The organism is Leucobacter sp. wl10, assembly GCF_003569785.1.
Lineage (GTDB): Bacteria > Actinomycetota > Actinomycetes > Actinomycetales > Microbacteriaceae > Leucobacter.
The window spans coordinates 1-25047 of record NZ_KZ984013.1 but is presented as its reverse complement, the minus strand read 5'-3'; the positions used below and the strand labels follow the sequence as shown (position 1 = coordinate 25047).

At 69.6% G+C, this 25047-nt stretch carries 22 protein-coding genes; 14 read left to right on the top strand and 8 right to left on the bottom strand.

Annotation, left to right across the window (positions count from 1 at the left end):
• The first annotated feature begins 24 nt into the window (after positions 1-24).
• The 9 genes from D1J51_RS16585 to D1J51_RS16545 all read left to right on the top strand — a co-directional run bounded on the left by D1J51_RS16585 (position 25) and on the right by D1J51_RS16545 (position 11720).
• A complete protein-coding gene (locus D1J51_RS16585) occupies positions 25-1683 on the top strand; it encodes a DNA repair helicase XPB (RefSeq protein ID WP_119077028.1) in 1659 nt (552 codons plus the stop codon).
• Positions 1684-1777: 94 nt separating this feature from the next.
• Complete coding sequence (locus tag D1J51_RS16580) at positions 1778-2806, top strand: LacI family DNA-binding transcriptional regulator (RefSeq protein WP_119077026.1); 1029 nt, start codon at positions 1778-1780, stop codon at positions 2804-2806.
• Between the two features lie 149 nt (positions 2807-2955).
• Complete coding sequence (mmsA, locus tag D1J51_RS16575) at positions 2956-4476, top strand: multiple monosaccharide ABC transporter ATP-binding protein (protein ID WP_119077057.1); 1521 nt, start codon at positions 2956-2958, stop codon at positions 4474-4476.
• Entirely contained in the window at positions 4473-5879 is a 1407-nt protein-coding gene (mmsB, locus tag D1J51_RS16570; protein WP_119077025.1) for a multiple monosaccharide ABC transporter permease, read from the top strand. Before mmsA ends, mmsB begins: the two co-directional genes overlap by 4 nt.
• A gap of 45 nt (positions 5880-5924) precedes the next feature.
• Complete coding sequence (locus D1J51_RS16565; RefSeq protein ID WP_119077023.1) at positions 5925-7052, top strand: substrate-binding domain-containing protein; 1128 nt, start codon at positions 5925-5927, stop codon at positions 7050-7052.
• Positions 7053-7140: 88 nt separating this feature from the next.
• Entirely contained in the window at positions 7141-8382 is a 1242-nt protein-coding gene (locus D1J51_RS16560) for an AGE family epimerase/isomerase (protein WP_119077021.1), read from the top strand.
• Between the two features lie 131 nt (positions 8383-8513).
• Positions 8514-9491: a carbohydrate kinase family protein gene (locus D1J51_RS16555; RefSeq protein WP_162903905.1), complete on the top strand. Its 978-nt coding sequence runs from the start codon at positions 8514-8516 to the stop codon at positions 9489-9491.
• The gene (locus D1J51_RS16550) at positions 9488-10189 is read left to right on the top strand and encodes a response regulator transcription factor (protein ID WP_119077017.1); all 702 of its coding nucleotides are present in this window, start codon (positions 9488-9490) and stop codon (positions 10187-10189) included. The genes D1J51_RS16555 and D1J51_RS16550 overlap by 4 nt, the downstream gene beginning before the upstream one ends.
• 1 nt (position 10190) lies before the next feature.
• Positions 10191-11720 carry a sensor histidine kinase gene (locus D1J51_RS16545; protein ID WP_119077015.1) on the top strand — a complete coding sequence of 510 codons (1530 nt, stop codon included), beginning with the start codon at positions 10191-10193 and terminating at the stop codon, positions 11718-11720.
• A gap of 20 nt (positions 11721-11740) precedes the next feature.
• Here the strand turns inward: D1J51_RS16545 and D1J51_RS16540 are convergent, their stop codons facing one another.
• On the bottom strand, positions 11741-12385 hold the full coding sequence (locus tag D1J51_RS16540; RefSeq protein WP_119077013.1) for a response regulator: 645 nt from the start codon (positions 12383-12385) through the stop codon (positions 11741-11743).
• The gene (locus D1J51_RS16535; RefSeq protein WP_240423401.1) at positions 12382-13503 is read right to left on the bottom strand and encodes a sensor histidine kinase; all 1122 of its coding nucleotides are present in this window, start codon (positions 13501-13503) and stop codon (positions 12382-12384) included. Before D1J51_RS16535 ends, D1J51_RS16540 begins: the two co-directional genes overlap by 4 nt.
• A gap of 111 nt (positions 13504-13614) precedes the next feature.
• Between D1J51_RS16535 and D1J51_RS16530 the strand changes: the two genes are divergently transcribed.
• Positions 13615-14394 (top strand): ABC transporter ATP-binding protein, encoded by a 780-nt coding sequence (locus tag D1J51_RS16530; RefSeq protein ID WP_119077012.1) that lies wholly within the window; start codon positions 13615-13617, stop codon positions 14392-14394.
• Positions 14391-15176, top strand: coding sequence for an ABC transporter permease (locus tag D1J51_RS16525; RefSeq protein WP_240423399.1), 786 nt, complete (start codon positions 14391-14393; stop codon positions 15174-15176). Before D1J51_RS16530 ends, D1J51_RS16525 begins: the two co-directional genes overlap by 4 nt.
• Positions 15177-15330: 154 nt before the next feature.
• On the opposite strand, the gene D1J51_RS16520 is transcribed toward D1J51_RS16525, so the two are convergent.
• Positions 15331-15693, bottom strand: a complete 363-nt coding sequence (locus D1J51_RS16520) for a hypothetical protein (RefSeq protein ID WP_119077008.1) — start codon at positions 15691-15693, stop codon at positions 15331-15333.
• A 25-nt stretch (positions 15694-15718) separates the two neighbouring features.
• Here D1J51_RS16520 and D1J51_RS18085 point away from each other — a divergent pair, with 25 nt between their 5' ends.
• Positions 15719-15910 carry a hypothetical protein gene (locus D1J51_RS18085; RefSeq protein ID WP_162903903.1) on the top strand — a complete coding sequence of 64 codons (192 nt, stop codon included), beginning with the start codon at positions 15719-15721 and terminating at the stop codon, positions 15908-15910.
• Between the two features lie 63 nt (positions 15911-15973).
• Here the strand turns inward: D1J51_RS18085 and groL are convergent, their stop codons facing one another.
• The 3 genes from groL to D1J51_RS16505 form a co-directional block, all read right to left on the bottom strand.
• On the bottom strand, positions 15974-17596 hold the full coding sequence (groL, locus tag D1J51_RS16515; RefSeq protein ID WP_119077006.1) for a chaperonin GroEL: 1623 nt from the start codon (positions 17594-17596) through the stop codon (positions 15974-15976).
• Positions 17597-17776: 180 nt separating this feature from the next.
• A complete protein-coding gene (locus D1J51_RS16510; protein ID WP_240423397.1) occupies positions 17777-18610 on the bottom strand; it encodes a LytR C-terminal domain-containing protein in 834 nt (277 codons plus the stop codon).
• Between the two features lie 194 nt (positions 18611-18804).
• A complete protein-coding gene (locus D1J51_RS16505; RefSeq protein ID WP_119077003.1) occupies positions 18805-19923 on the bottom strand; it encodes a heme/hemin ABC transporter substrate-binding protein in 1119 nt (372 codons plus the stop codon).
• 152 nt (positions 19924-20075) lie between these two features.
• Here D1J51_RS16505 and D1J51_RS16500 point away from each other — a divergent pair, with 152 nt between their 5' ends.
• On the top strand, positions 20076-21143 hold the full coding sequence (locus tag D1J51_RS16500; protein ID WP_119077001.1) for a FecCD family ABC transporter permease: 1068 nt from the start codon (positions 20076-20078) through the stop codon (positions 21141-21143).
• A complete protein-coding gene (locus D1J51_RS16495) occupies positions 21143-21958 on the top strand; it encodes a heme ABC transporter ATP-binding protein (RefSeq protein WP_205548004.1) in 816 nt (271 codons plus the stop codon). The genes D1J51_RS16500 and D1J51_RS16495 overlap by 1 nt, the downstream gene beginning before the upstream one ends.
• 103 nt (positions 21959-22061) lie before the next feature.
• Here D1J51_RS16495 and D1J51_RS18245 read toward each other — a convergent pair whose 3' ends face one another.
• Positions 22062-22964, bottom strand: a complete 903-nt coding sequence (locus D1J51_RS18245; protein ID WP_240423395.1) for an HtaA domain-containing protein — start codon at positions 22962-22964, stop codon at positions 22062-22064.
• A gap of 62 nt (positions 22965-23026) precedes the next feature.
• A partial coding sequence (locus D1J51_RS16485; RefSeq protein ID WP_205547995.1) for an HtaA domain-containing protein occupies positions 23027-25047 on the bottom strand: 2021 nt, incomplete at its 5' end.

The window sequence follows — 25047 nt, the reverse complement described above, 5'->3', positions numbered from 1 at the left end:
CGAGTCCGGGTAGACTGGCACGCTATGACTCTCGGTCCCCTCATCGTGCAGAGCGACCACACCGTGCTCCTCGAGGTCGCGCACTCCGACGCGGAGGACGCCCGCCACGAGCTCGCGGTCTTCGCGGAGCTCGAGCGGGCGCCCGAGCACATCCACACCTATCGCATCACACGGCTCGGCCTCTGGAACGCCCGAGCGGCCGGGCACACCGCGGATGAGATCCTCGACACCCTGAACCGCCACGCGAAGTTCCCGGTGCCCACCGGGGTCGCGAGCGAGATCGAGGACACCATGCGGCGCTACGGGCGCCTCACGATCGAGCGGGCGGCCAACGAGGAGTACGGCGGCGAGCGCGAGGGCGAACTGATCCTGCGCTGCGACGACCCCGCGATCCTGCGCGAGGTGGTGAGCGCGAAGAAGATCGCCCCGCTGCTCGGCAACAGGCTCGACGACCGCACCTATCCGGTGGTCTCATGGGCTCGCGGCGAGTTGAAGCAGCAGCTGGTGGCGCGCGGATGGCCGGCCGAGGATCTCGCGGGCTACCGCCCGGGCGAGCCCTACGACATCGAGCTCGTGCAGCGGGGGTGGGAGCTGCGCGACTACCAGGCGAAGGCGGTCGAGGCGTTTCAGAGGGGCGGCTCGGGCGTGGTCGTGCTGCCCTGCGGCGCCGGCAAGACGATCGTCGGGGCGGCGGCGATGGCCGCGCTGGACGCGAAGGCGCTGATCCTCGTCACCAACGCGGTCTCGGCCCGCCAGTGGCGCAGCGAGCTGCTGCGCCGCACCTCGCTCACCGAGGAGGAGATCGGCGAGTACTCCGGCCAGGTGAAGGAGGTCAAGCCCGTCACCATCGCGACCTACCAGATCCTCACGAGCCGCAGGAGGGGCGCGTACGCCCACCTCTCCCTGCTCGACGCGCAGGACTGGGGCGTGATCGTCTACGACGAGGTGCACCTGCTGCCCGCCCCCGTGTTCAAGCTCACGGCCGAACTGCAGGCGCGCCGCCGACTCGGACTCACCGCCACGCTCGTGCGCGAGGACGGCCGCGAGGGCGACGTGTTCAGCCTCATCGGCCCCAAGCGCTACGACGCGGCCTGGAAGGACATCGAGGCGCAGGGCTTCATCGCGCCCGCCGCCTGCTTCGAGGTGCGCATCGACATGGCCGAGTCGGAGCGCATGGACTACGCGGTGGCCGAGGACCAGGATCGCTACCGCATCGCCTCGTCCACGCTCGTCAAGCAGCCGGTGGCGCGCCGCATCGTCGAGAAGCACCCGGACGAGAGCGTGCTGGTGATCGGGCAGTACATCGACCAGCTCGAGTCGATGGCCGAAGCCCTGCGGGTGCCGCTCATCACGGGCCAGACCCCCGTCGACGAGCGCGAGCGGCTGTTCCAGGCCTTCCGCGACGGCGAGGAGCGAATCCTCGTCGTCTCGAAGGTGGCCAACTTCTCCGTGGACCTCCCGGACGCGTCCGTGGCGATTCAGATCTCGGGATCCTTCGGATCCCGGCAGGAGGAGGCGCAGCGTCTCGGAAGACTGCTGCGGCCGAAGAGCAACGGAACCACCGCCTCCTTCTACACGCTCATCGCGCGCGACACGGTCGACCAGGACTTCGCGCAGAACCGCCAGCGGTTTCTCGCCGAGCAGGGGTACAGCTATACGATCCTCGACGCTGACCAGGTGTAGGGCGCCGGTTTCGCCTCCGCGCCGCGCGGTTCCGAAACCCGGCCCTGTCGAGTAATGTGAACGTGCACATTCGAATTTCAACGCGGAGGCCCTGATGCCCGCAAACGGAGAGGCGCGGGCCAGGCCGGCCAGCATCCGCGATGTCGCGCGCCTCGCCTCCGTGTCGCATCAGACCGTCTCCCGGGTGCTCAACGAGCACCCGAGCATCCGCGCGGAGACGCGCCAGCGGGTGCTCGACGCGATCCGCACGCTCGACTATCGGCCGAACCCCGCGGCCCGCGCGCTGGCCTCCTCCCGAACGAACCTCCTCGGCATCCTCTCGGCGACCGTGGGCGAATACGGCACGACCTCGGCGATCGTCGCGATCGAGCGGGCGGCGCGCGAACGCGGCTATTCGATCAGCACCCTGAACCTGCCCGACTCGACGCCGGCGGCGATCGGCGAGGCCGTGAGGCTGCTGCAGCACGAACAGGTCGACGGCATCATCGTGCTCGCGCCGCAGGTGCGCGTCTACAACGTCATCGGGGGCCTGGGCCTCACCGTACCGGTCGTGAGCCTGCAGACCTCGACCGGCGGCGACGCCGAGAGCGTCGCCGCCGACCAGATGCTCGGGGCCCGCATGGCCGTCGAGCACCTCATCGGGCTCGGCCACTCCGACGTCCTGCACATCGCCGGCCCGCAAGACTGGATCGAGGCGGAATCGCGCATGCGCGGCTACCTCGACGCGATGTTCGAGGCCGACCTCCCGGCGCTCCCTCCGATCCGGGGCGACTGGACGGCCGACTTCGGGCACTTCGCGGGTCGGGAGCTCTCTGCTCGCCGCGACATCACGGCCGTCTTCGCCGCCAACGACCTCATGGCGATCGGCCTCATGCACGGCTTCCGCGAGGCGGGCGCGCGCGTGCCCGACGACGTGTGCGTCATCGGCTTCGACGACATCCCCGTCGCCGCGCACATCTGGCCGACGCTCTCGACCGTGCGCGTCGACTTCGCGGAGCTCGGCAGACGCGCCGTCACCCATCTGCTCGCGATCATCGACCGGCAGGACGCGCCGGTGTTCGAGATGCTCCGTCCGGAGCTCATCGTGCGGGAGTCCACAACGCGCCGGGCAACACGTCCGTAACGATTCTGTCACCACCCGACAACGCCTTGACACGCGAGCGTCGCATCATCCACGATGTGAACGGTCACATTAATGACGACAGAGCTGACGGCGAGGTCAATCGAGTGGATACCCAGACGAGCACGACGGATCAGGATCCCGTCTTGCAGATGCGGGACATCACCAAGGTCTTTCCCGGCGTGAGGGCCCTCTCGAACGTATCGCTCACGGTACGACCGGCCACGATCCATGCCATCTGCGGTGAGAACGGCGCCGGCAAGTCCACCCTCATGAAGGTGCTCTCGGGCGTCTACCCCTTCGGCACCTACACGGGCGACATCATCGTCGAGGGCCGAGAGACGGGCTTCCGGGACATTCGCGCGAGCGAAGAGGCCGGCATCGTCATCATCCACCAGGAGCTCGCGCTCATCCCCGAGCTGTCGATCACCGAGAACATCTTCCTCGGCAACGAGCTCCGCCGCGGCCTCGCCATCGACTGGCAGGAGGCCCGGTCGCGCACCGCCGAGCTGCTCCATCGCGTCGGGCTCCGCGAAGATCCCGACACCCCCGTCAAGACGCTCGGCGTCGGCAAGCAGCAGCTCATCGAGATCGCGAAGGCGCTGAACAAGAACGTGCGGCTGCTCATCCTCGACGAGCCGACCGCGGCGCTCAACGATTCCGACTCCGAGCACCTGCTCGGCCTCATCCGCGACCTCCGCGAGCGCGGCATCGCCTCCATCATCATCAGCCACAAGCTCAACGAGATCGAGCAGATCGCCGATGACATCACGATCATCCGCGACGGCCGCGTCGTCGAGACGCTCGACGTGCAGCACGGCGGCATCAATGAGGACCGGATCATCCACGGCATGGTCGGCCGCTCGCTCGAGCATCGCTACCCGGATCGCACGCCGAACCTCGGAGAGGTCTTCTTCGAGGTCCGCGACTGGATCGTGCAGCACCCCACGGTGCCCGAGCGCTTCGTGGTCAAGGGATCGAGCTTCGACGTGCGCCGCGGCGAGGTCGTCGGCATCGCGGGGCTCATGGGGGCCGGTCGCACCGAGCTCGCCATGAGCGTGTTCGGCCGCTCGTACGGGCGCTTCGTCTCAGGGAGCATTGTGAAGGACGGCGCTGAGATCGTCGTGCCCGACGTGCCCGCCGCGATCCGCCACGGCATCGCGTATGTGAGCGAGGATCGGAAGACCCTGGGCCTCAATCTCCTCGATTCCATCAAGCGCTCCGTCGTCGCAGCGAAGCTCTCGAAGATCACCCATCGCGGCATGGTCGATGCGCATGAGGAGCGTATCGTCGCCGAGCGCTACCGCAAGTCGCTGCGCATCAAGACCCCCGATGTGAACAACGGCGTCGCGAGCCTCTCAGGCGGCAACCAGCAGAAGGTCGTGCTCGCCAAGTGGATGTTCACGGATCCCGACCTGCTGATCCTCGACGAGCCCACCCGCGGTATCGATGTGGGCGCCAAGTACGAGATCTACTCGATCATCAATGAACTCGCCGACGCCGGCAAGGGCGTCGTCGTGATCTCGAGCGAGCTCCCCGAGCTGCTCGGCATCTGCGACCGCATCTACACGGTCTTCGAGGGCCGCATCACCGACTGCGTCCCCGCCGCACAGGCAACACCCGAGACGCTCATGCGCAGCATGACGTCGCTGAACGAAAAGGCACACGCATGACGACGACCGACTCGACGACGGAGCAGCGCGGCTTCCGATTCTCCGACATCCGGAAGATGTTCGGCGGCGGGCAATCGACGCTGCGACAGTTCGGTATTCTCGGCAGCCTCATCGCCATCATCCTGATCTTCCAGATCTTCTCCGGCGGGCTCACGCTCTCCCCCGGCAACGTCATCAACGTGATGCAGCAGTACTCCTACATCCTCATCCTCGCGATCGGCATGGTCATGGTCATCATCATGGGCCACATCGACCTGTCGGTCGGCTCGGTGGCGGCGTTCGTCGGCATCGTCGTCGCGAAGTCGATGGCGGAGTGGAACCTTCCGTGGTGGGCCGCCATCGTCCTCGGCCTCGGCCTCGGCGCCCTCGTCGGCGCCTGGCAGGGGCTCTGGGTCGCGTACGTGGGGGTTCCCGCGTTCATCGTGACGCTCGCGGGCATGCTCTTCTTCCGCGGCGCGAACCAGTGGATCGGCGACTCGATCTCGGTGCCCGTGCCCAAGGAGTTCGTCGTCATCGGCGCCGGCTACCTGCCCGAGATCGGCGGGATCCCGATCCCCTACAACGTGCCGACCCTGATCCTCGGCGTGCTGGCCGCCGCCTGGCTCGTGTTCTTCGAGTGGCGCGTGCGCCGCCAGCAGAAGAAGATGGGCACGGATCGGGCGCCGCTCTGGGTCAGCGTCACCAAGGTCGTGCTGCTGTGCGCCGTCATCCTCGGCGCCGCGCTGCTCTTCGGCAGCGGTCGCCCCGGCACGAGCTTCCCGGTCTCGGGCCTGATCCTCCTCGCCCTCGTCATCATCTACTCCTTCGTCACGAACCACACCGTCTTCGGCCGCCACATCTACGCGGTCGGCGGCAACCGCCAGGCGGCCAAGCTGTCGGGCGTGAAGGATCGCCGCGTCGACTTCTTCGTGATGATGAACATGTCGGTGCTCGCGGCCGTCGCTGGGATGATCTTCGTCGCCCGTTCGCAGGCCTCGGGCCCGCAGGACGGCAACGGCTGGGAGCTCGACGCGATCGCGGCGGTCTTCATCGGCGGCGCAGCGGTCTCGGGCGGGATCGGTACTGTGATCGGCTCGATCATCGGCGGTCTCGTGATGGCCTTCCTGAACAACGGCATGCAGTTGCTCAGCTTCGGCGCCGATACCGTGCAGATGGTCAAGGGCGCCGTGCTGCTGGTCGCCGTCGGCATCGACGCCTACAACAAGCAGCAGGGCCGCCCGTCGGTGCTCGGCTTCCTCACGAAGCGGCGCAGGCCGGCGGGCGAGTTCGCGGCCATCGACACCACTCCCATCGGAGCGCGCGCCATGGAGCGGACACGCCCCACCCCACCGTCGCCGAACGAGGCGTCGCCCCAGTCTTCTCCCGCCGCCGACCGTGCGACGAGGGAACCCGGCTCTCGCTGACGAGGGTCACCCGACGATCACGACTACAGAAAGCGAACGGAATCCATGAACAAGAGAATGCTCCTCTCGGCGAGCGCGCTGCTCGCCACTGCGGCCCTGGCACTGTCCGGCTGCTCCTCCGAGCGCGGCGGAGGAGGCAGCGGTGACTCGACCGGCTCCTCCGCGACCTCGACCGGTTTCGAGGCGGGCTCGACCATCGGCGTCGCGCTGCCCGACAAGACCAGCGAGAACTGGGTGCTCGCGGGCAATCTGTTCAAGCAAGGGCTCGAGAAGGCCGGGTACAAGGCCGACGTGCAATACGCCCCGGCCTCGAACACCGTCGCCGAGCAGCAGAACCAGATCCAGGCGATGGTGACGGGCGGCGCCAAGGTCATCATCATCGGCGCGAAGGACGGCAGGCAGCTCGGCACCCAGGTGCAGGCGGCGAAGGACGCGGGCGCCACCGTCATCGCATACGACCGGCTCATCGAGAACACCGAAGCGGTCGACTACTACGTCGCGTTCGACAACTTCCAGGTGGGTCAGCTGCAGGGTCAGGCCCTGCTCGACGGTCTCGCGGAGCGCTCCGACGGCAAGGCGCCGTACAACATCGAGCTGTTCTCGGGCTCGACCGACGACGCGAACTCTGCGGTGTTCTTCAACGGCGCGATGGACGTGCTGCAGCCGAAGATCGACGACGGCACGCTGGTCGTGGGCTCGGGCCAGACCGATATCCAGCAGACCGCGACGGCTGGTTGGAAGGCGGAGAACGCCCAGAGCCGCATGGACACGCTGCTGACCGCGACGTACAGCAATCAGGATCTCGACGGAGTCCTCTCTCCGAACGACACGCTCGCCCGCGCCGTCCTCACCTCGGTGGAGCAGGCCGGTAAGCCGCTCCCGGTCGTCACCGGCCAGGATTCCGAGGTCGAGTCGGTGCGATCCATCCTGGAGGGCAAGCAGTACTCGACCATCAACAAGGACACCACGCTGCTCGTCGAGCAGAGCATCAAGATGGTCGACCAGCTGCAGAAGGGCGAGAAGGTCGATGTCAACGACACCGAGCAGTACGACAACGGCGCGAAGGTCGTGCCGGCCTACCTCCTCGACCCGGTGATCGTCACGAAGAAGAACGCCGCCGAGGCCTACCAGAACGTGCCGAACCTGCTCGAGATCGTGAAGGAATACCAGTAATCGTCGCGGATCTCCCGCGCTGAGCTGCGCCGGGTGCGGCAGGGCCATCCCTCCGCCCCCGGCGCGGCGTCGTCTCGAAAGGCCGCGCATGACCGACCACCCGTACTCCATCGATACCGACGCGCACCGCGCGTGGCTCGCAACTCAGACGGCGAAACTGCTCGAGTTCTCGAAGCCCGCGCTCGACCCGACCGGTGGCTTCTCCTGGCTCGACGACGCCGGTGCCCCGGTGCCCGCGGAGGGCTCGCAGCTCTGGCTCACCGGCCGCTACACCTACTGCGCCGTACTCGGGCACCTGCTCGGTTTCCCCGAACAGGCGGAGCGCGTCGAGCACGGGCTCGCCTTCCTCCGCTCGGGTGCGCTGCGCGATGCCGAGCACGGCGGCTGGTTCGTCACTGCGGGAGCCGCCGACCCGGAGTCGAACTCCGAGACGAAGGAGAGCTACGGGCACGCGTTCGTGCTGCTCGCCGCGGCCTCGGCCAAGCTCGCGGGCTTCGACGCCGACGACCTGTACGCCGACGTGCTCGCGGAGCTCGAGCGCTGGTGGGAGGCGGATCCCGCGATGTACGCCGACACCTGGAACCGCGAGTTCACCGTGCTCGACCCGTACCGCGGCGCCAACCCGAACATGCACCTCGTCGAGGCCGGCCTGCTCGCCTACGAGGCCGACCGCGACCCGCGCCACATCGAGCGGTCGACAGCGGTCGCGCGTCGGCTCATCGGCGAGGTGACCGCCGGCAACGGGTGGCGCCTGCCCGAGCACTACCGTGAGGACTGGACCCCCGACCCCGAGTACGGCGCCGACTCGCCCGACAGCCATTTCAGGCCCTACGGCGCGACCGTCGGCCACTGGCTCGAGTGGGCGCGCCTGCTCGTCGCGCTCGAGACCGCTCAGCGGGAGGCGCTCGGCGCGGCGGATCCGTGGTTGATCGACGCGTCGCAACGTCTCTTCGCCCGTGCGGTGGCCGATGCCTGGGACGAGGATCGCGGAGGCTTCGCGTTCAGCACGAACTGGCGCGGTGAGGTCTTGAACGATCACCGCTTCCACTGGGTGATCGCGGAGGCGGTCGGAACGTCGGCGGTGCTCTATCGGGTGACCGGCGACCCGGCGTACGCCGAGTGGTACGCCCGCTTCTGGGAGTACGCGGCGAGCCGCCACATCGAGGCCGACGGCAGCTGGATCCACGAACTCGACGCGGGCGGGGCTCGGGCGAACGGCACGTGGAGCGGCAAGCCCGACCTGTACCACGCGCTGCAGGCGACCCTGTTCGCGCGCCTCCCCGCCACGCACAGCCTCACCCACGGGCTCCGCGCGGGCGGGCTGGCGTAGGCCCGCGCACGCCCGCACCGGATCCCTTCCTGCCGAACGTGACGAAGCAGTTCCCCCGAACCGGCCCCGGACGCGTCATCGCACCCGACGGCGCGTCCGATCGCGATGGGCTGCGGGTACACTGCCCTCTGATGAGCACTGCAACCGCGGGCACGCCCCGCCTCCCCTCGGCACCTCGAGCCCTCGTCCTCGGCGAAGCGCTCGTCGACGTGATCGACGGCGTCGCGTTTCCCGGCGGGTCGCCCTTGAACGTCGCCGTCGGCCTGAGCCGCCTCGACATTCCGACGCAGCTCGCGTCGCGCTTCGGCGACGACGCCCACGGCGAGCAGATCGCCGAGCACCTTCGAGCATCGCGCGTCCGCTTCTCGGCCCCGGTCGCCGGCGCCGAGACGTCTCGAGCGGAGGTCTTCTTGAACGAAGCCGGACAGGCGCGTTACCGTTTCACGCTCGACTCGGCGCTGCCCGAGACCCCGCTCGACGGCTTCGAACTGGTGCACGCAGGCTCTCTCGGCGCCGTGCTCGCTCCCGGAGCCGAGACCGTCGCACAGGCGTTCGACGCGCCGGGAGACCTCCTCCGCAGTTACGATCCCAACATCCGCCCCGACCTCATGACCAACCGCGCGGCGACGCTCGCGCAGGTCGAGCACCTCGCCTCACGCAGCCACATCGTGAAGCTGAGCGACGAAGACGCCGAATGGCTCTACCCCGGCGCTGCACCCGAAGCCGTACTCGACCGGTTGCTGCATCTCGGCGCGAAGCTCGCCGTGCTGACTCGTGGCGCCGCGGGCTGCATCGCCGGCACTGCGCACCGCACCGTGACCGTCCCCGCCGAGCGCGTCGTCGTCGCCGACACGGTCGGCGCCGGAGACTCGTTCATGGCGGCGCTGCTCGCAGCCGCACTTGACGGGCCGCTCGCCGTCGCTCTGCGCTCGGCGGCACCGCCGGATCCCGCGCACGTCACCGCCGCTCTCGCGTATGCCGCTCACGCGGCGGGCATCACGTCGTCGCGCGTGGGATCCAACCCCCCGAGGTCGGACGAGATGGAGAGCCGACGCGCCGCAACTGTTTCCAGCAACTTCATAGCAAACAATCAGAGACTGAGATCATGACTACGCAGAACAAAGGACCCCGGATCCTCATCGTCGATGACGAGCCCAACATCCGCGAACTGCTCAGCACCAGCCTGCGCTTCGCCGGCTTCGGCGTTCGCGCCGTCGCCAACGGCGCCCAGACCATCTCGGCGGTGCTCGAGGAAGAACCCGACCTCATCATCCTCGACGTCATGCTCCCCGACATGAACGGCTTCAGCGTGACCAAGCGCCTGCGCTCGGCCGGTTACACCGCACCCATCATCTTCCTCACCGCGAAGGACGACACCGAGGACAAGGTGGAGGGCCTCACGGTTGGGGGCGACGACTACGTGACCAAGCCGTTCAGCCTCGACGAGATCATCGCCCGCATCAAGGCCGTGCTGCGCCGCACCATCCAGGAGGATGAGGAGTCGGTGCTGACCGTGGGCCCCATCACCATGGACCAGGACACCCACGAGGTCACCGTCGAGGACGCCTCGGTCGAACTCTCCCCCACCGAGTTCAAGCTGCTGCGCTACCTCATGCAGAACGCCAATCGCGTGCTGTCGAAGGCGCAGATCCTCGACCACGTCTGGGAGTACGACTTCAACGGCGACGCCGGCATCGTCGAGTCGTACATCTCGTACCTTCGCCGCAAGCTCGACCCCCTCACCGAGGAGTCGCTGATCCAGACCAAGCGCGGCTTCGGATACATGCTCAAGACCGAGACGAAGTAGGGTGCCTCGGTTCGCGGATCGCTGGACCGACGTCTCACTGCGCGCGAAGATCACCGGGGTCACGGTTTTCATCCTGTTCCTCGGACTCATCGTGGCGGGCGTCGGAACGATGGCGCTGCTGCGGCCGACGCTCATCAACAATCAGACGACGGAGCTGGCCCAGCTGCGCAGCGATCCCACGCGGGCGCTCGCTCCGACCGCGGACTCCGGCAAACTCATGCGCGAGGACGTGCTCTACGCGAACCAGCGGTACTACGTGGCCATACTCGACGCCGAGGGCAACCTGCTCTACGACAACAGCGGCGGCAGCGGGCCGAATGCCGCCGAGAACAAGGAACGTGAGCGAGCGCGCCCCCGGCTGCCCCCGCAGCCGCTGTCGCTCGACGTCGTGGTGGAGAAGGAGCAGCGGAACGAGTTCATCCCGCTGACCAGCCCCAACGGCACCGAGTGGCGCGCCATCGTCTCCACCGTCCTCGACAACAAGGGACAGCCCAGCGGCACGCTGCTCATCGCCAGTTCGACGGCGCTCATCACACAGGCCATCGCGAGCTACATCGTCATCTTCACCGCCTTCGGCATCGCCGTGATCCTGCTCGGCGCGGCACTCACGCGGCTGCTCGTCACCGCAACCATGCTGCCGCTGGCCGAGGTCGAGAAGACCGCGCTCGAGATCTCCCGCGGAGACTACTCGAAGCGCATCATGGTCACGAGCCCGCACACCGAGGTGGGGCACCTCGGCGAGTCGCTCAACGTCATGCTGGACCGCCTCGACGGATCCCTCGAGGATCGGGCGCGCACCATCGAGCGCATGCGCCGCTTCATCGGCGATGCGAGCCACGAACTGCGCACGCCCCTCGTCTCGGTGCGCGGCTACGCCGAGCTGTACCGCATGGGCGCGCTGCAGGACGGCGAGCAGATCGCCCAGGCGATGGAGCGCATCGAGAAGGAGTCGATCCGCATGACCTCGCTCGTGGAGGATCTGCTCGCCCTCGCACGGCTCGACGAGCGGAGGCCCCTCGAGCTCGCACCGCTGCCGCTGGACCGTCTGGCTCGCGACGCCGCGCTCGACGCCCGGGCGCAGGCCCCGGATCGGGAGGTGTCGGTCATCGAGGACCCCGCGGCACCCGAGGTGATCGGCGACGAGCACAGGGTGCGGCAGCTTATGACCAACCTGCTCGGCAACGCCATGCGCCACACCCCGCCGGGCAGCCCCATCGAGATCGTGGTCTCCTCGCCGCCCCTTGCCGAGGGCCGGGAGCGGGTAGCGCGCTTCGAGATCGTCGACCACGGCGAGGGCATCCCCGAGCAGATCAGGGAGAAGATCTTCGGCCGCTTCTGGCGGGCCGACACCTCCCGCAACCGCGAGACGGGCGGCTCCGGCCTCGGGCTCGCCATCGTGAAGTCGATCGTCGACGCGCACGGCGGCTCCGTGAGCGTGCACGAGACCCCGGGTGGAGGAGCGACCTTCCGCGTCGATCTCCCGTGCGCGCCCTCGTCGGACGACACGATCCCGATCACGCGGCTGCAGTAGCAACCCGCGACCGGAGCTCCTCAGTCGAGGATCCCCTCGCGGAGCGCGCGCAGCACGGCGCGAGTGCGATCCCGAACCCCGAGCTTCGTCAGGATCGTCGAGACGTGGTTCTTCACCGTGCCCTCCGCGAGGAAGAGCGCCTCTGAGATCTCCCGGTTGCTGTACCCCTCGGCCATGAGGCGCAGCACCTCCAGTTCTCGCGCGGTGAGATCCTCGATCGGAGGGGCGTCCGTGCCCGTACGCGGCGGCTCCGACCGGAGCGCGCGCAGCAGTCGGTCGGTGATGGACGGCGCGATGTAGCTTCCCCCGTGGGCCAGCACGTCCACGGCGCGGGTGAGCTGCTCCAGGGTGACGTCCTTGAGCAGGTAGCCGCGCGCGCCCGCGTGCAGGGCCTCGAGCACCAGCCGGTCGTCCTCGAAGGTCGTGAGCACGAGCACCGGAACCTCGCCGCCCAGCTCCTGCAGCTGCCGCAGCGTCCAGAGCCCGTCGCGACGCGGCATCCGCAGGTCGAGGAGCACGACCTCGGGGCGGGTCGCCGCGATGACCCCGAGCGCGGCCTCCCCGTCGCCCGCCTCGCCCGCGACCTCGACCCCGGCGAGTTCGAGCAGCGCGCGAATGCCCGACCGCACGAGCGCCTGGTCGTCGACCAACACCACCCGCCTCACGCCGTGGGAACCTTCGCCGTCACGCCGAATCCCCGAGACCCGTCGAACGCCACGTCTCCGCCGAGCGACTCGAAGCGCTCGCGGAGGCCGCGCAGACCGTTGCCGGGTCGCAGCTCCCGCGCGCCGCGCCCGTCGTCGCGGGCCCGCAGCACGATCCCCTCGCCCTCGGCGCGCACCTCGATGCGCAGCTCCCTGGCGTCGGCGTGGCGGATCGTGTTGGTCACGATCTCCTGCACCGCCCGGATCAGCAGCACGGTGCGCTCCTCATCGGGTTCGAGCCCGTCGTCGACCTCGAGCGCGACACTCGGCCGGGTGAGATCCTGCACCACCCGCTGCAGCGTGCCCCGCAGGTCCGAGCGCGCGCCCCGGAGCTCTCCGACCGTCGTCCGCACATCGGAGAGCAGCTCGCGCGCCACGTGCCCGGCTCGCTCGATGTGGGGTGCCGCCGCGGAACCCGGATCGCGGTGCTTCGCGGCCTCGAGCTCGAGCGTGAGCACGGCCAGCTGGTGACCGATCAGATCGTGCAGGTCCCGGGAGATGCGCAGCCGCTCCCCCGACCGGGCGGACTCGGCCAGCAGCTCCGCCTGCGCCTGCAGTTCGACGTGGGCCTCTGCCAGCTCCCGCCTGGACCGCTGCTCGCGCAGCAGCGCGAGCGAGCTGAGCAGAGCGGCCACCTGGATGAGCAGGTAGAAGCCGAGCATGATCGACACCTCGGTCATCCAGGCCGCGGACCATGCCCGGGGTCCGAACGAGGCCGCGATGACCACGAGATTGAGCGCGGTGAGCGTGAAGCCGACCCACGTCGGAGCGAGGTACGGGCCGACCGAGACGACGACCACCAGCACCACTGGCAGCAGCCCGATCCCCATTCCCGTGATCACCAGCGCCCACGACGTCAGCACGCCGAGTCCGAACGCCGCGCGCTGCCACGGCAGACGCTCGGGCGGAGCATCCCAGACGGCCCCCAGCAGCGCGAGCACCATTGCGCAGAACAGCGCGATCCACCAGCCTTGCGGTATCCGGGTCGGAGCGACGCCGGACAGGGAGGGCCCCGCGGCGATCAGCAGGACCGCGAGCATCGCGACCCCCGACCAGACCTCTGGATCGAAGCGGCGCATCCTCTCAGATTAGGGGCCTCGGGGCGGAGCTGTACAGGTGCCGGAAGTCACCTCCGATATCGTGACCGGCGGCACGGGCGCGCGGGCTTCCGCGAATCTACCGTGAGGGGCATGGACGCGAGACAGAGCGAAGAGGTCGGCACCGCGGCGCGCCGGAGCACCGGGACCGCCGCGATCACCGCCGAACGCCTCCGCAAGAGCTATCGGCGACGGGTCGCCGTGGCCGAGGTCAGCCTGCGCGTGGAGCACGGCGAGATCTTCGGGATCCTCGGCGCCAACGGGGCGGGCAAGACCACGACGGTCGAGATGATCGCCGGGCTGCGCCGCCCGGATCGGGGTCGAGCCGCGGTGCTCGGCCTCGACCCCGTGCGCGACCGCGCGGCCGTGCGCCAGGTGCTCGGGGTGCAACTGCAGGAGGCGGAGCTGCACGGGGCGCTCACGGTCGAGGAGTTGGTCGGGCTCTACCGGGCGTTCTACCCGGATCCGCGTCCGGCCGAAGAACTCGTCGCGCTCGTCGGGCTCGATGAGCAGCGGCGCACGCGCTTCGACGGGCTCTCCGGCGGGCAGCGGCAGCGCCTCTCGATCGCGCTCGCGCTCGCGGGGCGCCCGAGAGTGGTGATCCTCGACGAGCTGACGACCGGGCTCGACCCGCGGGCCAGGAGGCGGATGTGGGAGACCGTCGAGCGCCTGCGCGACGAGGGGTGCACGATCCTGCTGGTGAGCCACGCGATGGAGGAGGTCGAGCGGCTGTGCGACCGCGTCGCGCTGCTCGACGGGGGCCGGGTCGTCGCGACGGGCACCCCGGCCGGACTCGTGTCGAAGACGGGGGCGAAGAATCTCGACGAGGCATTCGTCTCGCTCACCGGGAAGCAGCCGGAGGAGGAGCCGTGAGCGCCGCAACGACCGCTCGGGCGGCCGGCGCGGCGCGGCGGCCCGGGTTGCGGGCATGGCTGCGGCTGTGCGCCTGCGAGGCGAGGATGACGGCCCGGGACACCGCTGGACTCGTGATCCCGCTCGGCCTGCCGCTCATCATCATGCTCATGTCGGCCGCCTCGACGAGCACCGAGATCGTGGCGAACGGGCGCAGCGTGCTCGACCTCTACGTGCTGCCGGTCGTCTTCGTGATGGTCGCCACCCTGATCGGGGTGCTCAACATGCCGAGCTTCCTCGCCTACTACCGCCGCTCGGGAATCCTGCGTCGTCTCGCCACGACCCCGCTCTCGCCGCTCATGGTGCTCGCGGCGCAGGTGACCGTCAGCCTGGTGCAGGCGGCGCTCGGCATCGCCCTCGCCTACGGCGTGGCAGCCGTGTTCTTCGGGACGCAGCTGCCCGTGCACCCGTGGGCGGCACTCGGCGTGCTGCTGCTCACCATGCTCGCCATGTACGGCGTCGGCATGGTCGTCGCCTCGCTCGCGCCGACGCCGAACTCGGCCGTCGCGATCGGGCTCATCGGCTTCCTCGGACTCGGCGCGCTCGGGGGCATGTTCGGCGGGCGCGACGCGTTGCCGGACTGGCTCGCGACGATCGGCGAGGCGCTGCCGTTCGGCGCCGGGGCGCAGGCGCTGACGTCGGCGTGGGCGGGCGCCGCGGTGGATCCGGCGCACCTCATGAGCCTCGCGGTCTCGGCCGCGGTCGGAGCCGGCGTCGGCGCCCTCTTCTTCCGCTGGGAGTGACCCGCCCTGCCCGGAGCCCCCGACCGCCCAAACCCGCCGAGACGCCATGATTCTCCCGAGAGACCACGGTATCCACGCGAATTTCATGGCGTCCCGGAAGAATCATGGCGTCTCGGCGACGCGAGCTCCGTGAGATCCGCCTGTTCGACGGCGATCATGTTGAGACTCCGATAAGTCGCCGTCTCAGGCGAAGCGCGACCAAGAGGCCGTGCACCAATGCGATCAGGATGGGCAGGAGCAGAGCTGCGTTGACGGGGCCGGGCGCCGCAGTCGGCAGATCCATCTGACTCATCGCCAGTGCGATCGGCACGGCCAGTCCGACGGCAGAGATCGCGGGAGCGATGATCACCCGCGCGAGCGAGAAGCCCCTCCTGTCTTTCCAGAAGAAAGACACGATCGCGATCGCCGTCGGCACCTCGAGCAGGAGAATCCCGAGCCCCCCGGCTCCGCCGACGGGCGACCCGTGTCTGGCACCGACCGCCCCGACGCGGGCCGGCAGCAGTCCTTCGCGCCTCATCGTGAAGTGATTCTCGACGCGGGTTGTGGAACGCCAGAGCTGCGGCGAACGCGCTGGTGCAGAGCAGCAGCTGTTCGACATTGGCGAGCCAGACTCCGGCGTATTGGGAGATCGATACGAACGTTCGACCCCCGGAGTCGCCTCCAGCGAGACGACCTCGATCGCCGACACGGTTAAGTGGGCGTATCTCCCCGGCATCGATGCGCTCGAGGCGTAGCACCGCGCACACGAAAGCGGGGGCCGCGCCCGAAGGCGCGACCCCCGCTGAGGGGCGGGACTCTTAGAAGTCCATGCCGCCGGTCGGGTCGCCCGCCGGAGCCGGGGAGGCCGGCTCGGGCTTGTCGGCGACGACGGCCTCGGTCGTGAGGAAGAGACCGGCGATCGAGGCGGCGTTCTGCAGCGCCGATCGGGTCACCTTGGCGGGATCGAGAATGCCCTGCGCGGCCAGGTCGCCGTACTCGCCGGTGGCGGCGTTGAGACCCTGACCCAGCGGCAGACCGGCGACGCGATCGGCGACCACGCCCGGCTCGAGGCCGGCGTTCTGCGCGATCTGGCGCAGCGGGGCTTCGATGGCGGTCTGCACGATCTTCGCACCTACGGCCTCGTCGCCCTGGAGGCCGAGGCCGTCGAAGACGTCCTTGCCCGCCTGAATCAGAGCGACGCCGCCGCCCGGCAGCACGCCCTCCTCGACGGCGGCCTTCGCGTTGCGAACGGCGTCCTCGATGCGGTGCTTGCGCTCCTTGAGCTCGACCTCGGTGGCCGCGCCCGCCTTGATGACGGCCACTCCGCCCGCCAGCTTCGCGAGGCGCTCCTGGAGCTTCTCACGGTCGTAGTCGCTGTCGGTCGTGTCGATCTCGCGGCGGATCTGCTGCACGCGACCCTGGATCTGCTCCTCTTCGCCGCCGCCCTGGATGATGGTGGTCTCGTCCTTGGTGATGATGACCTTGCGGGCGGTGCCGAGCATGTCGAGGGTCGCGTTCTCGAGCTTGAGGCCGACCTCCTCGCTGATCACGGTGCCGCCGGTGAGGATCGCGATGTCCTGCAGCATGGCCTTGCGGCGGTCGCCGAAGCCGGGGGCCTTGACAGCGGCCGACTTGAAGATGCCGCGGATCTTGTTGAGCACGAGGGTGGCGAGCGCCTCGCCCTCCACGTCCTCGGCGATGATGAGGAGCTGCTTGCCCGACTGGATCACGGGATCGACGACGGGGAGCAGGTCCTTGATCGCGGAGACCTTGCTGTTGACGATGAGGATGTAGGGATCCTCGAAGACGGCCTCCTGGCGGTCGGCGTCGGTGACGAAGTAGGCCGACAGGTAGCCCTTGTCGAAGCGCATGCCCTCGGTCAGCTCGAGCTCGGTGCCGAAGGTGTTCGACTCCTCGACGGTGACCACGCCCTCCTTGCCGACCTTGTCGATCGCCTCGGCGATGATCGCGCCGATCTGATCGTCGGCGGCCGAGATCGACGCGGTCGCGGCGATCTGCTCGGTGGTCTCGACCTCCTTCGCGTTCTCGAGGAGCTTCGCGGAGACCGCCTCGACAGCCTTCTCGATGCCCTTCTTGATCGCGATCGGGTCGCTGCCCGCCGCGACGTTGCGCAGGCCCTCGCGCACGAGCGCCTGGGCGAGCACGGTGGCGGTGGTGGTACCGTCGCCCGCGACGTCATCGGTCTTCTTGGCGACCTCCTTGACCAGCTCGGCGCCGATCTTCTCGTAGGGATCGTCGAGCTCGATCTCCTTGGCGATGGAGACGCCGTCGTTGGTGATGGTGGGGGCGCCCCACTTCTTCTCCAGCACGACGTTGCGGCCGCGCGGGCCGAGCGTCACCTTCACCGTGTCGGCGAGGATGTTCAGACCCCGCTCGAGCCCACGACGCGCTTCCTCATCAAACGCAATGATCTTTGCCATGTACTTCGCCCCTCCCGGACGTTCTCGTAGTGGTCAGCACCGTGCCGGCGCCTGGCGACCTGCACGGATGGTTAGCACTCAGTCGATTCGACTGCTAAACCAATCTTGGCACTCACACCCCGCGAGTGCAAGCAGCTCTGCTCGCGAGGAGCGAACAGTCCATGAACGATCGCACCGCGGTCAGGGCGCCGGGAGCGTCGCGGGGTCGGTCGGCGCCCCCGTCGCGGGATCGATGGGCCATCCGCTCGCCGGGTCGATGTCCCAACCGGTGGCGGGGTCGATGTCATTGCCCGTCGCGGGGTTGATGTCGTTGCCCGTCGCGGGGTTGATGTCGTTGCCCGTCTCCGGGTTGATCTGGTTCCCGGTCTCGGGATTGACCCCCGGCCCCGAGGAACCCGCCCCCTCCCCGCTGCCGTCGGTGATCTGCTGCGCCTCCTTGAGGCCGGGACCGGCGTAGTCCGAGCCGAGCAGCACGACGAGCTGCACCTCGTAGCTCGCGTAGTCCTCCGTGACGTAGGTGGAGAGCCCGCCCAGTTCCGCCGCCAGCCCGGCGGCCGCCGACGCGTCGGCGGGATCCGTGTAGAAGACGGCCGAGATCGTCACATCGGAGGCGGCCGCGGCGCCCGAGAACCGGATCTGGCCCCACTGCTTCGCCGTAATGATCTGGTCGACGGCGGCGGCGAGGTTGGGCGTCTCGGTGCCGTTGAGCACGGCGACCGTGGCATCGGGGTTCAGTTTGGCCTGCGCCGTCTGGGACGGGGTCGAGCCGGTCGTCGGCCGGGCGCCCGGAAGACTCCCGGATCCGCCGATGTTCTGCACCGCGATGATGCCGAGGGTCGTCAGCAGCGCGAACCCGAGCAGCGCCGCGACGAGGTACTGCCAGACGTAGCGCGGCCGGGCCGTGATGCGGTGCGCGCCCACCCTGCCGCTGCGCCGGACGAGGTCGAAGCGATCCTGGGGGTGATCGCGGCGTGCGTCACGACGCTCGGCCGTGTGCTCGCTCGTCTGCGTCACGCTCGTCTCCCTGGGTCTGCTCGAGGACCGCCCGCCCGGCGATTCGCCACCAGGGTACATCGATGCGGCTGCCAGAACGGTGACAACCGGGCCGCGCTGCGCGCGACGCGGCGCATCACTTCAGCGAGTCGCCCTCCGTGCTCCGCGCATCGGCCGGCCTGCGGGCCAGCACCGGATCGTGTAACGCCGGCGCGTTACTTCAGCGAATCCGGTGCGTACACCGCGCGGGCGAGGCCGTCGATCACGTCGGGAATGCGCGTGCCCCCCGCGAAGAGCACGGCGTCGTCCACGTCGATGATGCGCTTGTTCTTGCCCGCCGTCGTGAGGGCGATGCTCGGCTGGGCCGCGAGCAGCCCGTCGACGCCTCCGGCGCTCTCGAGACCCTTCGTCATCACGAGGATGATGTCGGGATTCATGCCGACGAGCGCCTCCTCGGTCATGGGCTTCTCCCCGACCCAGCCGATCTCCTCTGCCGCATCGATGGCGCCGATGGAGCGGATCAGGCTGTCCGCGCCGCTGCCCTTTCCGAACAGGTAGAAGATGCCCGCCGTGCCCCGTACGTACAGGAAGGCGACGCGCGGCCGTTTGGACTCGTCGGCGGGCAGCAGCCGCCGCACCTCGGCCTCCTTGTCGGCGATGGCCTGCCCGAGCGTTTCGATGATCGCGGGGGCGACCGATCCCACGCCCAGCGCATCGGCGACCTGCTGCGCGGTCGCGTAGCTCGTCTCGGGGTCGATGGCCCGGCCGACCGTGACGACCGGGATCCCGGCGTCGCGCAGCTGCAGGATCACGTCGGTGGGGCCGATGCTGCCGTCGGTGACGATGACCGAGGGGTTGAGCGCGAGGACGCCCTCGGCGTCGATGGAGTGGCCCTCCTTGGTGATGACCGGAATGTTCTCGGAGCCCGGGAAGTTGGTCGAGACGTCGCGCCCCACGATGTTGTCGGAGAGGCCGAACGAGTACACGAGTTCGCCGACGGAGCCGCTCAGCGACAGCGGCACGATGCGCGAGATGTCTTCGACGGTCACCTCGGTGTCGCCCGTGCTGTCCTTCGAGACGACGGTCGCGGGCAGCTCGGGTTCGGGCGCTTCGGCGAGCGGCGGGATGCTCGGGCCGCCGACGACCGCGGTCGTCGGCCCCTGGTAGGCGGTGGGATCCTCGAGCGGTGTCAGCTCGCTCAGCGGCGGCAGCTCCACCGCTTCGGCCGCCTGCGCGCTTCCCCGGTCCGCCCCGGTCTGGCACCCCGCCAGTCCAACGCCGACGAGCGCAAGCACGGCCAGCACCAACCCTCTTCGCACGCGTGCCTGTGCCATGTGAAGCAGACCCCTCTTCATCAGATGTTTAACCCACCCAGACTATCCCAACGCAGGTAGGATGATGAGCGGACTTCGAAGATCCAGCACATCGCCGCGCCGATCGAGCTGCCGCTCGCGGCGCGTCTGCATGAAGGCGACCCCCAACTCGTATGACCCACCCCCGGACCGTCGCGATCTCCCGGCGCACGACGACGAGGACCCTGCTCTTCGCGGCGCTCGCGGTCTCGCTCGTCGTCTCGATCATCGTGTCGGCCGGCACGGGGCAGCTGGGAATCCCGCCCCAGGAGGTGCTCGGATCGCTGCTGCAGCGGGTGGGGATCGACTGGCTGCCGATGCCGGCGCACCCGGCCGGCGATGCCACGCTGTGGGCGATCCGCTTCCCGCGCGTGGCGATGGCGGCGCTGGTGGGCGCCGGGCTCGCGGTAGCGGGTCTGCTCATGCAGGCCATATTCGGCAATCCGCTCGCCGAGCCGGGGGTGATCGGCGTCTCGTCCGGCGCGGCGGTCGGCGCCGGCCTGTGCATCGTATTCGGCCTCACCGTGTTCGGCGAGTGGACCACCGCCGTCTTCGCCTTCGCCGCCGGACTGGTCGCGACCCTGCTCGTCTACGCGATGAGCCGAGCGGAGGGCCGCACGGAGGTCGTGACGCTGGTGCTCACGGGCATCGCGATCAACGCCGTGGCGGGCGCGGGCATCGCGCTGCTCACCTTTCTCGGCGACACGCAATCGCGCGAGCAGATCGTCTTCTGGCAGCTCGGGAGCCTGGCGGGGAGCCGCTGGTCGCAGGCGCTCATCGTCGCACCCATCGTGGCGCTCGGCCTGCTGGCGGCCTATTTCGCCGCGCGCAAGCTCGATCTGCTCTCGCTCGGCGAGCGCAACGCGCGACACCTCGGAGTGAACGTGGAGGTGCTGCGCGTCACCATGATCTTCGTCGTGGCCCTGCTCACCGGGGCGGCGGTGGCCTTCGCCGGCATCATCGCGTTCGTGGGTCTCGTGATCCCGCATCTCATGCGCATGATTCTCGGCCCCGCCCACCTGCCCCTCATCACGGCCTCTGCGCTGGGCGGCGCGCTGCTGCTGACGCTCGCCGACCTGGCCGCGCGCACGGTGGTTCCGAACGCCGACATGCCCATCGGCATGCTCACGGCACTGGTGGGCGGGCCGTTCTTCTTCTGGTTGCTGCGGCGCACCCGCAAACGCTCCGGGGGGTGGGGGTGATGGCCCGCGGGCGCTTCAGTCTCCCCGAGCGCCCCGCGGCGGGCGAGGTGGTCTGCAGCACCGCTTCGGTGATGATCGAGCGCGGCGGGCGCAAGCTCCTCGACGACGTGTCTCTCGAGGTGCGCGCCGGTGAGGTGCTCGCGCTGCTCGGACCGAACGGCGCCGGCAAATCGACGCTGCTGAGCGTGCTCTCCGGCGACCTGGCTCCGGATCGGGGCGAGGTGACGTTCGGCGGTCGCGGCATCTCCGAGTGGTCGCTCGCAGACCTGTCGCGGCGACGCGGAGTGCTGCTGCAGGACAACCACCTGCTGTTCCCGTTCACCGTGCATCAGGTGGTCGAGATGGGTCGCGCGCCGTGGCGCCGTACCCCGCTCGAGGACGCCGACACGGAGGCCGTCTCGGAATCGATCCGCTCCGCCGACATCGCGCACCTCGGCAACAGACGCGTGCCGTCGCTCTCGGGCGGCGAGCGGGCGCGCGTCGCCTTCGCCCGCGTGATGGCCGGGCGCACGGGCGTGCTGATGCTCGACGAGCCGACGGCGGCGCTGGATCTGGGGCATCAGGAGGCGGTGCTGGGGATCGCTCAGGATTGCGCCCGCGCCGGTGACGCCGTGATCGTCGTGCTGCACGACCTCAACCTCGCGGGCGCCTTCGCGGATCGCATCGCGCTGCTGCAGGAAGGGCGCATCGTCGCGTGCGACGCCCCCGAGCGGGTGCTCACCGCCGAGATCATCAGCGAGGTGTACCGCACCCCGGTAGAGGTGATCCCGCACCCCGTGAACGGCAGGGGCATCGTGATGCCCGTGCGGAGCTGAAGCCGGCGAATCGACTGCGCTGCCGGACTATCGGCGCGCGCCGAGCGCTCCCCCGCTCGAGGTCGCGGCCGAGGGAGGCGGCCCGGCGCCCACGCGCTCCGGCCTACCGTTCGGGGGCAGACCCTTCGGCGCCCTCGGCGCCACCGGCCCGCGACTCGTCGGAGGGCTCGGCCGCGGGCGGTGCGGGGCGCTTGCGTCCGCCGACGAGCATGCCCACCGTGACGCCGATCACCAGCAGCGCGGCTGCGCCGATTCCGATCGGCAGCCAGGGCACCGGCGCCGACGCGGCGGGTGCGGCGCCGGCGGGCTCCTCGGCCTGTGCGGCCGTCGGAGCCTTGCTCCCGCCCGCCCCGTTCGCGGGCGCCGGCGCGGCATCGCAGCCCTCGAAGTCGAGCGCCACGCTGACGGGGTCGAGATCGACTCCCGCCTCGTAGAAGCCGGCGAAGGCCTTCGCTCCGGAGTTCGTCAGCACGGCCGGCATCTTGCTGAGCTCGAGCTTCGACGCCTGGGGCGCGACCGGATCCTCGACCGTCACGTCGCCCACCCACTCCTGCTGCGCATCGACCACGAGTTTGCCGGTGGCGTCGTTGCTGCGGGTGTCGAGCATCAGCGCGGCCTTGCCGTCGCCCCCGAACTCGACGGTCGGGTTGGAGAGCGTGAGGGAGAGCACGCCGTCATGACCGGTGAAGCTGACGGTCCCGACGAAGCTGACGGCACCCGTGCCGGTGCGGGGGTCGATCTCACCCGTCGCTCCGCTCCACTGGAAGTTCGGGGTGTCATACGTGGCGCCCCCGCTCGGCTCCCAGGATCCGTTGGCGATGCTGCCGCTGATGTACGAGCGGAAGCTCTCCTTGACGCCCCAGGTGAGCGTGCCGCCGGTCACCGCGCAGGGGCCGGTCGCGGCCGCAGCCGGGGCGGCCGGCGCGGCCGGCATGAGCAGCAGCGGCCCTGCGAGAGCCGCCGCCCCCAGGATCGCGGCGGAACGGCGGAAGATGCGGGGTGTCACGGGGTGTCCTCCTCGATGGGTCGGGCGAGTTGACGGGTCGGGCGCTGCACGGGGGCTCCGGCTCACTCGGCGGCGCGGCGCTGGCGCACAGCCAGCAGGGTCGTACAGGCGGCGATCGCGGCGAGGCCCAGTGCGCCGGCCCACCACTCCCAGAGCGCCGTGCCGGCCGGACCGGGCGCGGGCAGCACGCCCGCGGCCGAGAGCCGATCGTCCGCGACGCCGTTCGCGGCCAGCCCGGCCCGCGCGGCCGGCTTCTTCGTCCCGTCCGTGACGTCGATCGCCGCTCCGGCGTCGATGCTGCCCTGCAGCGTGATCGTGTGCGGTCCCTCGATGTCCCGGGGCAGCGTTCCCGACCAGCGCACGACGCCGCCGGCATCGGCCCCGGCCTCTTCGTCGAGCACCATCGGCTCTCCGCCGTCCCCGTAGAGGACCACGAGCACGCCCTCGTCGTCCGCGTCGAAGCCCGAGGCCTCGATCTCGATGCGGCCGCCGGCGGTGATCTTGTCCGCGTCGGTGAGCACGGTGATGCCCGTCGTCGCGGGGGGCGTGGCAGCCGGCGTGCGCTTCGGCTTCGTGTCGGCGCCGGCCCGGGTAGAGCCGTAGTTCACCCTGGCCTCCGAACCGACCGTGAAGGTGAGCGCGTCGAACCCGATGCTCTGGTTGCCGCTGCCTCCGGCCCCGCCGCTGCTGAGCGAGCCCAGCACCGGCACGTTGCTCCAGGTGACCTCGCCGTTGGCTCCGACCGACTTGCCGCCCGACGCCAGGTCGAGCTGGTACGACGTCGAGCCGTAGGCGGTCGAGTTGCCCGTGTTCAGGACCGCGCTCGTGGGCCCGGTGACCGTGATGGACGGGTTGGTGACGTTGAACATCGTCATGCCGTAGCCGCTGAACGACACGGTGCCCGAGTAGTTGACGGTGCCGGTCTGGGTGCTCCGATCCCAGCTGGATCCCGCCGCCTGCGGGAAGAGATATCCGGCTCCCACTCCGCTCGTGGAGATCGAGCCCTTGGCGCAGTGGGAAATGCCGAAGCCCTCCTTGCCCTCGCAGGTCGTGTAGGCCGCGAAACGGGCGGAGACGCCCCAGCTGAGCGAGCCGGCGGCCGGTCCGCTCAAGACCGGCGCCGGCGCGGGTCTCGGCTCGGGAGCCGGCTTCGGCGTCGGCGCAGGCGCCGGCGGATCCGCGATGTCGTACCCGCTGGGCTCGCCGATCGTGAAGCTGATCCGGTCCAGCGCGTCGCCGGGGTTGTAGAACGTTCCGGCGGGGCCCTGGCCGCTGTCATTGGCGAAGATCTTCGTGGCGCCGTCCGACGTGAGCGTGACGTCGGCGCCTGCGAAGCGGACCGCGTCGCCCGCGAGCCGCTCCCTCTTCGCCGAGGCGAGGTCGATCGTGGCGAGCGCGACGGAGGACCCCCGCGAGCCGGAGGGGACGAGGATCTCGGCTTTCGACGCGCTCAGCACCCGGATCGTGGGATTGGCGATATTCACGTCCATGACGCCGTCGTGCCCCCGGAAATTCACGTTGCCCGCGTACTGCACCGAGCCGGTCTCGCCGTTCCAGCGCGTGCCGCTCTTGGCCTGGAGATAGGTGAAGACTCCGTTGTCCTTCGCCTGGCTCGCGCCCTTCGACGCGCTGATCTTCCCATTCGCGACGGGTCCCACCACGTAGTTGCGGAAGCTCTCCTTCACTCCCCACTGCATGCTCCCGACGACGGCGCGGCCGTCGGTCTTCTCGATGATCGAGACCGTCAACGGGGAGGAGGACGAACCGGAGTACCGGGGATCCGACGGGGTCAGGGAAGCAGCTATGCCGTGCTCGCCCACGGGGAGGTCCGAGACGGCGAGCGACGCCGTCCCATTGCTGTCGGTCGCCACCGTTCCCAGCACCCTGCTGCCGGCTGTGAAGGCGATCTCGCCGGACACTGCCGCACCGGAGCCGGCATCCGTCGCAGAAGCCGTCAGGGTGACCCGTTCTCCCCGATAGGCGGTCGTCGTCGAGGCGCTGAGCGTCGTCGCGGTGCGCGTCAGCTCGGGCGCCTCCGTGTTGATCCCGAAGGTGACGGGGTCGGTGGCCGATCCCGCGGGAT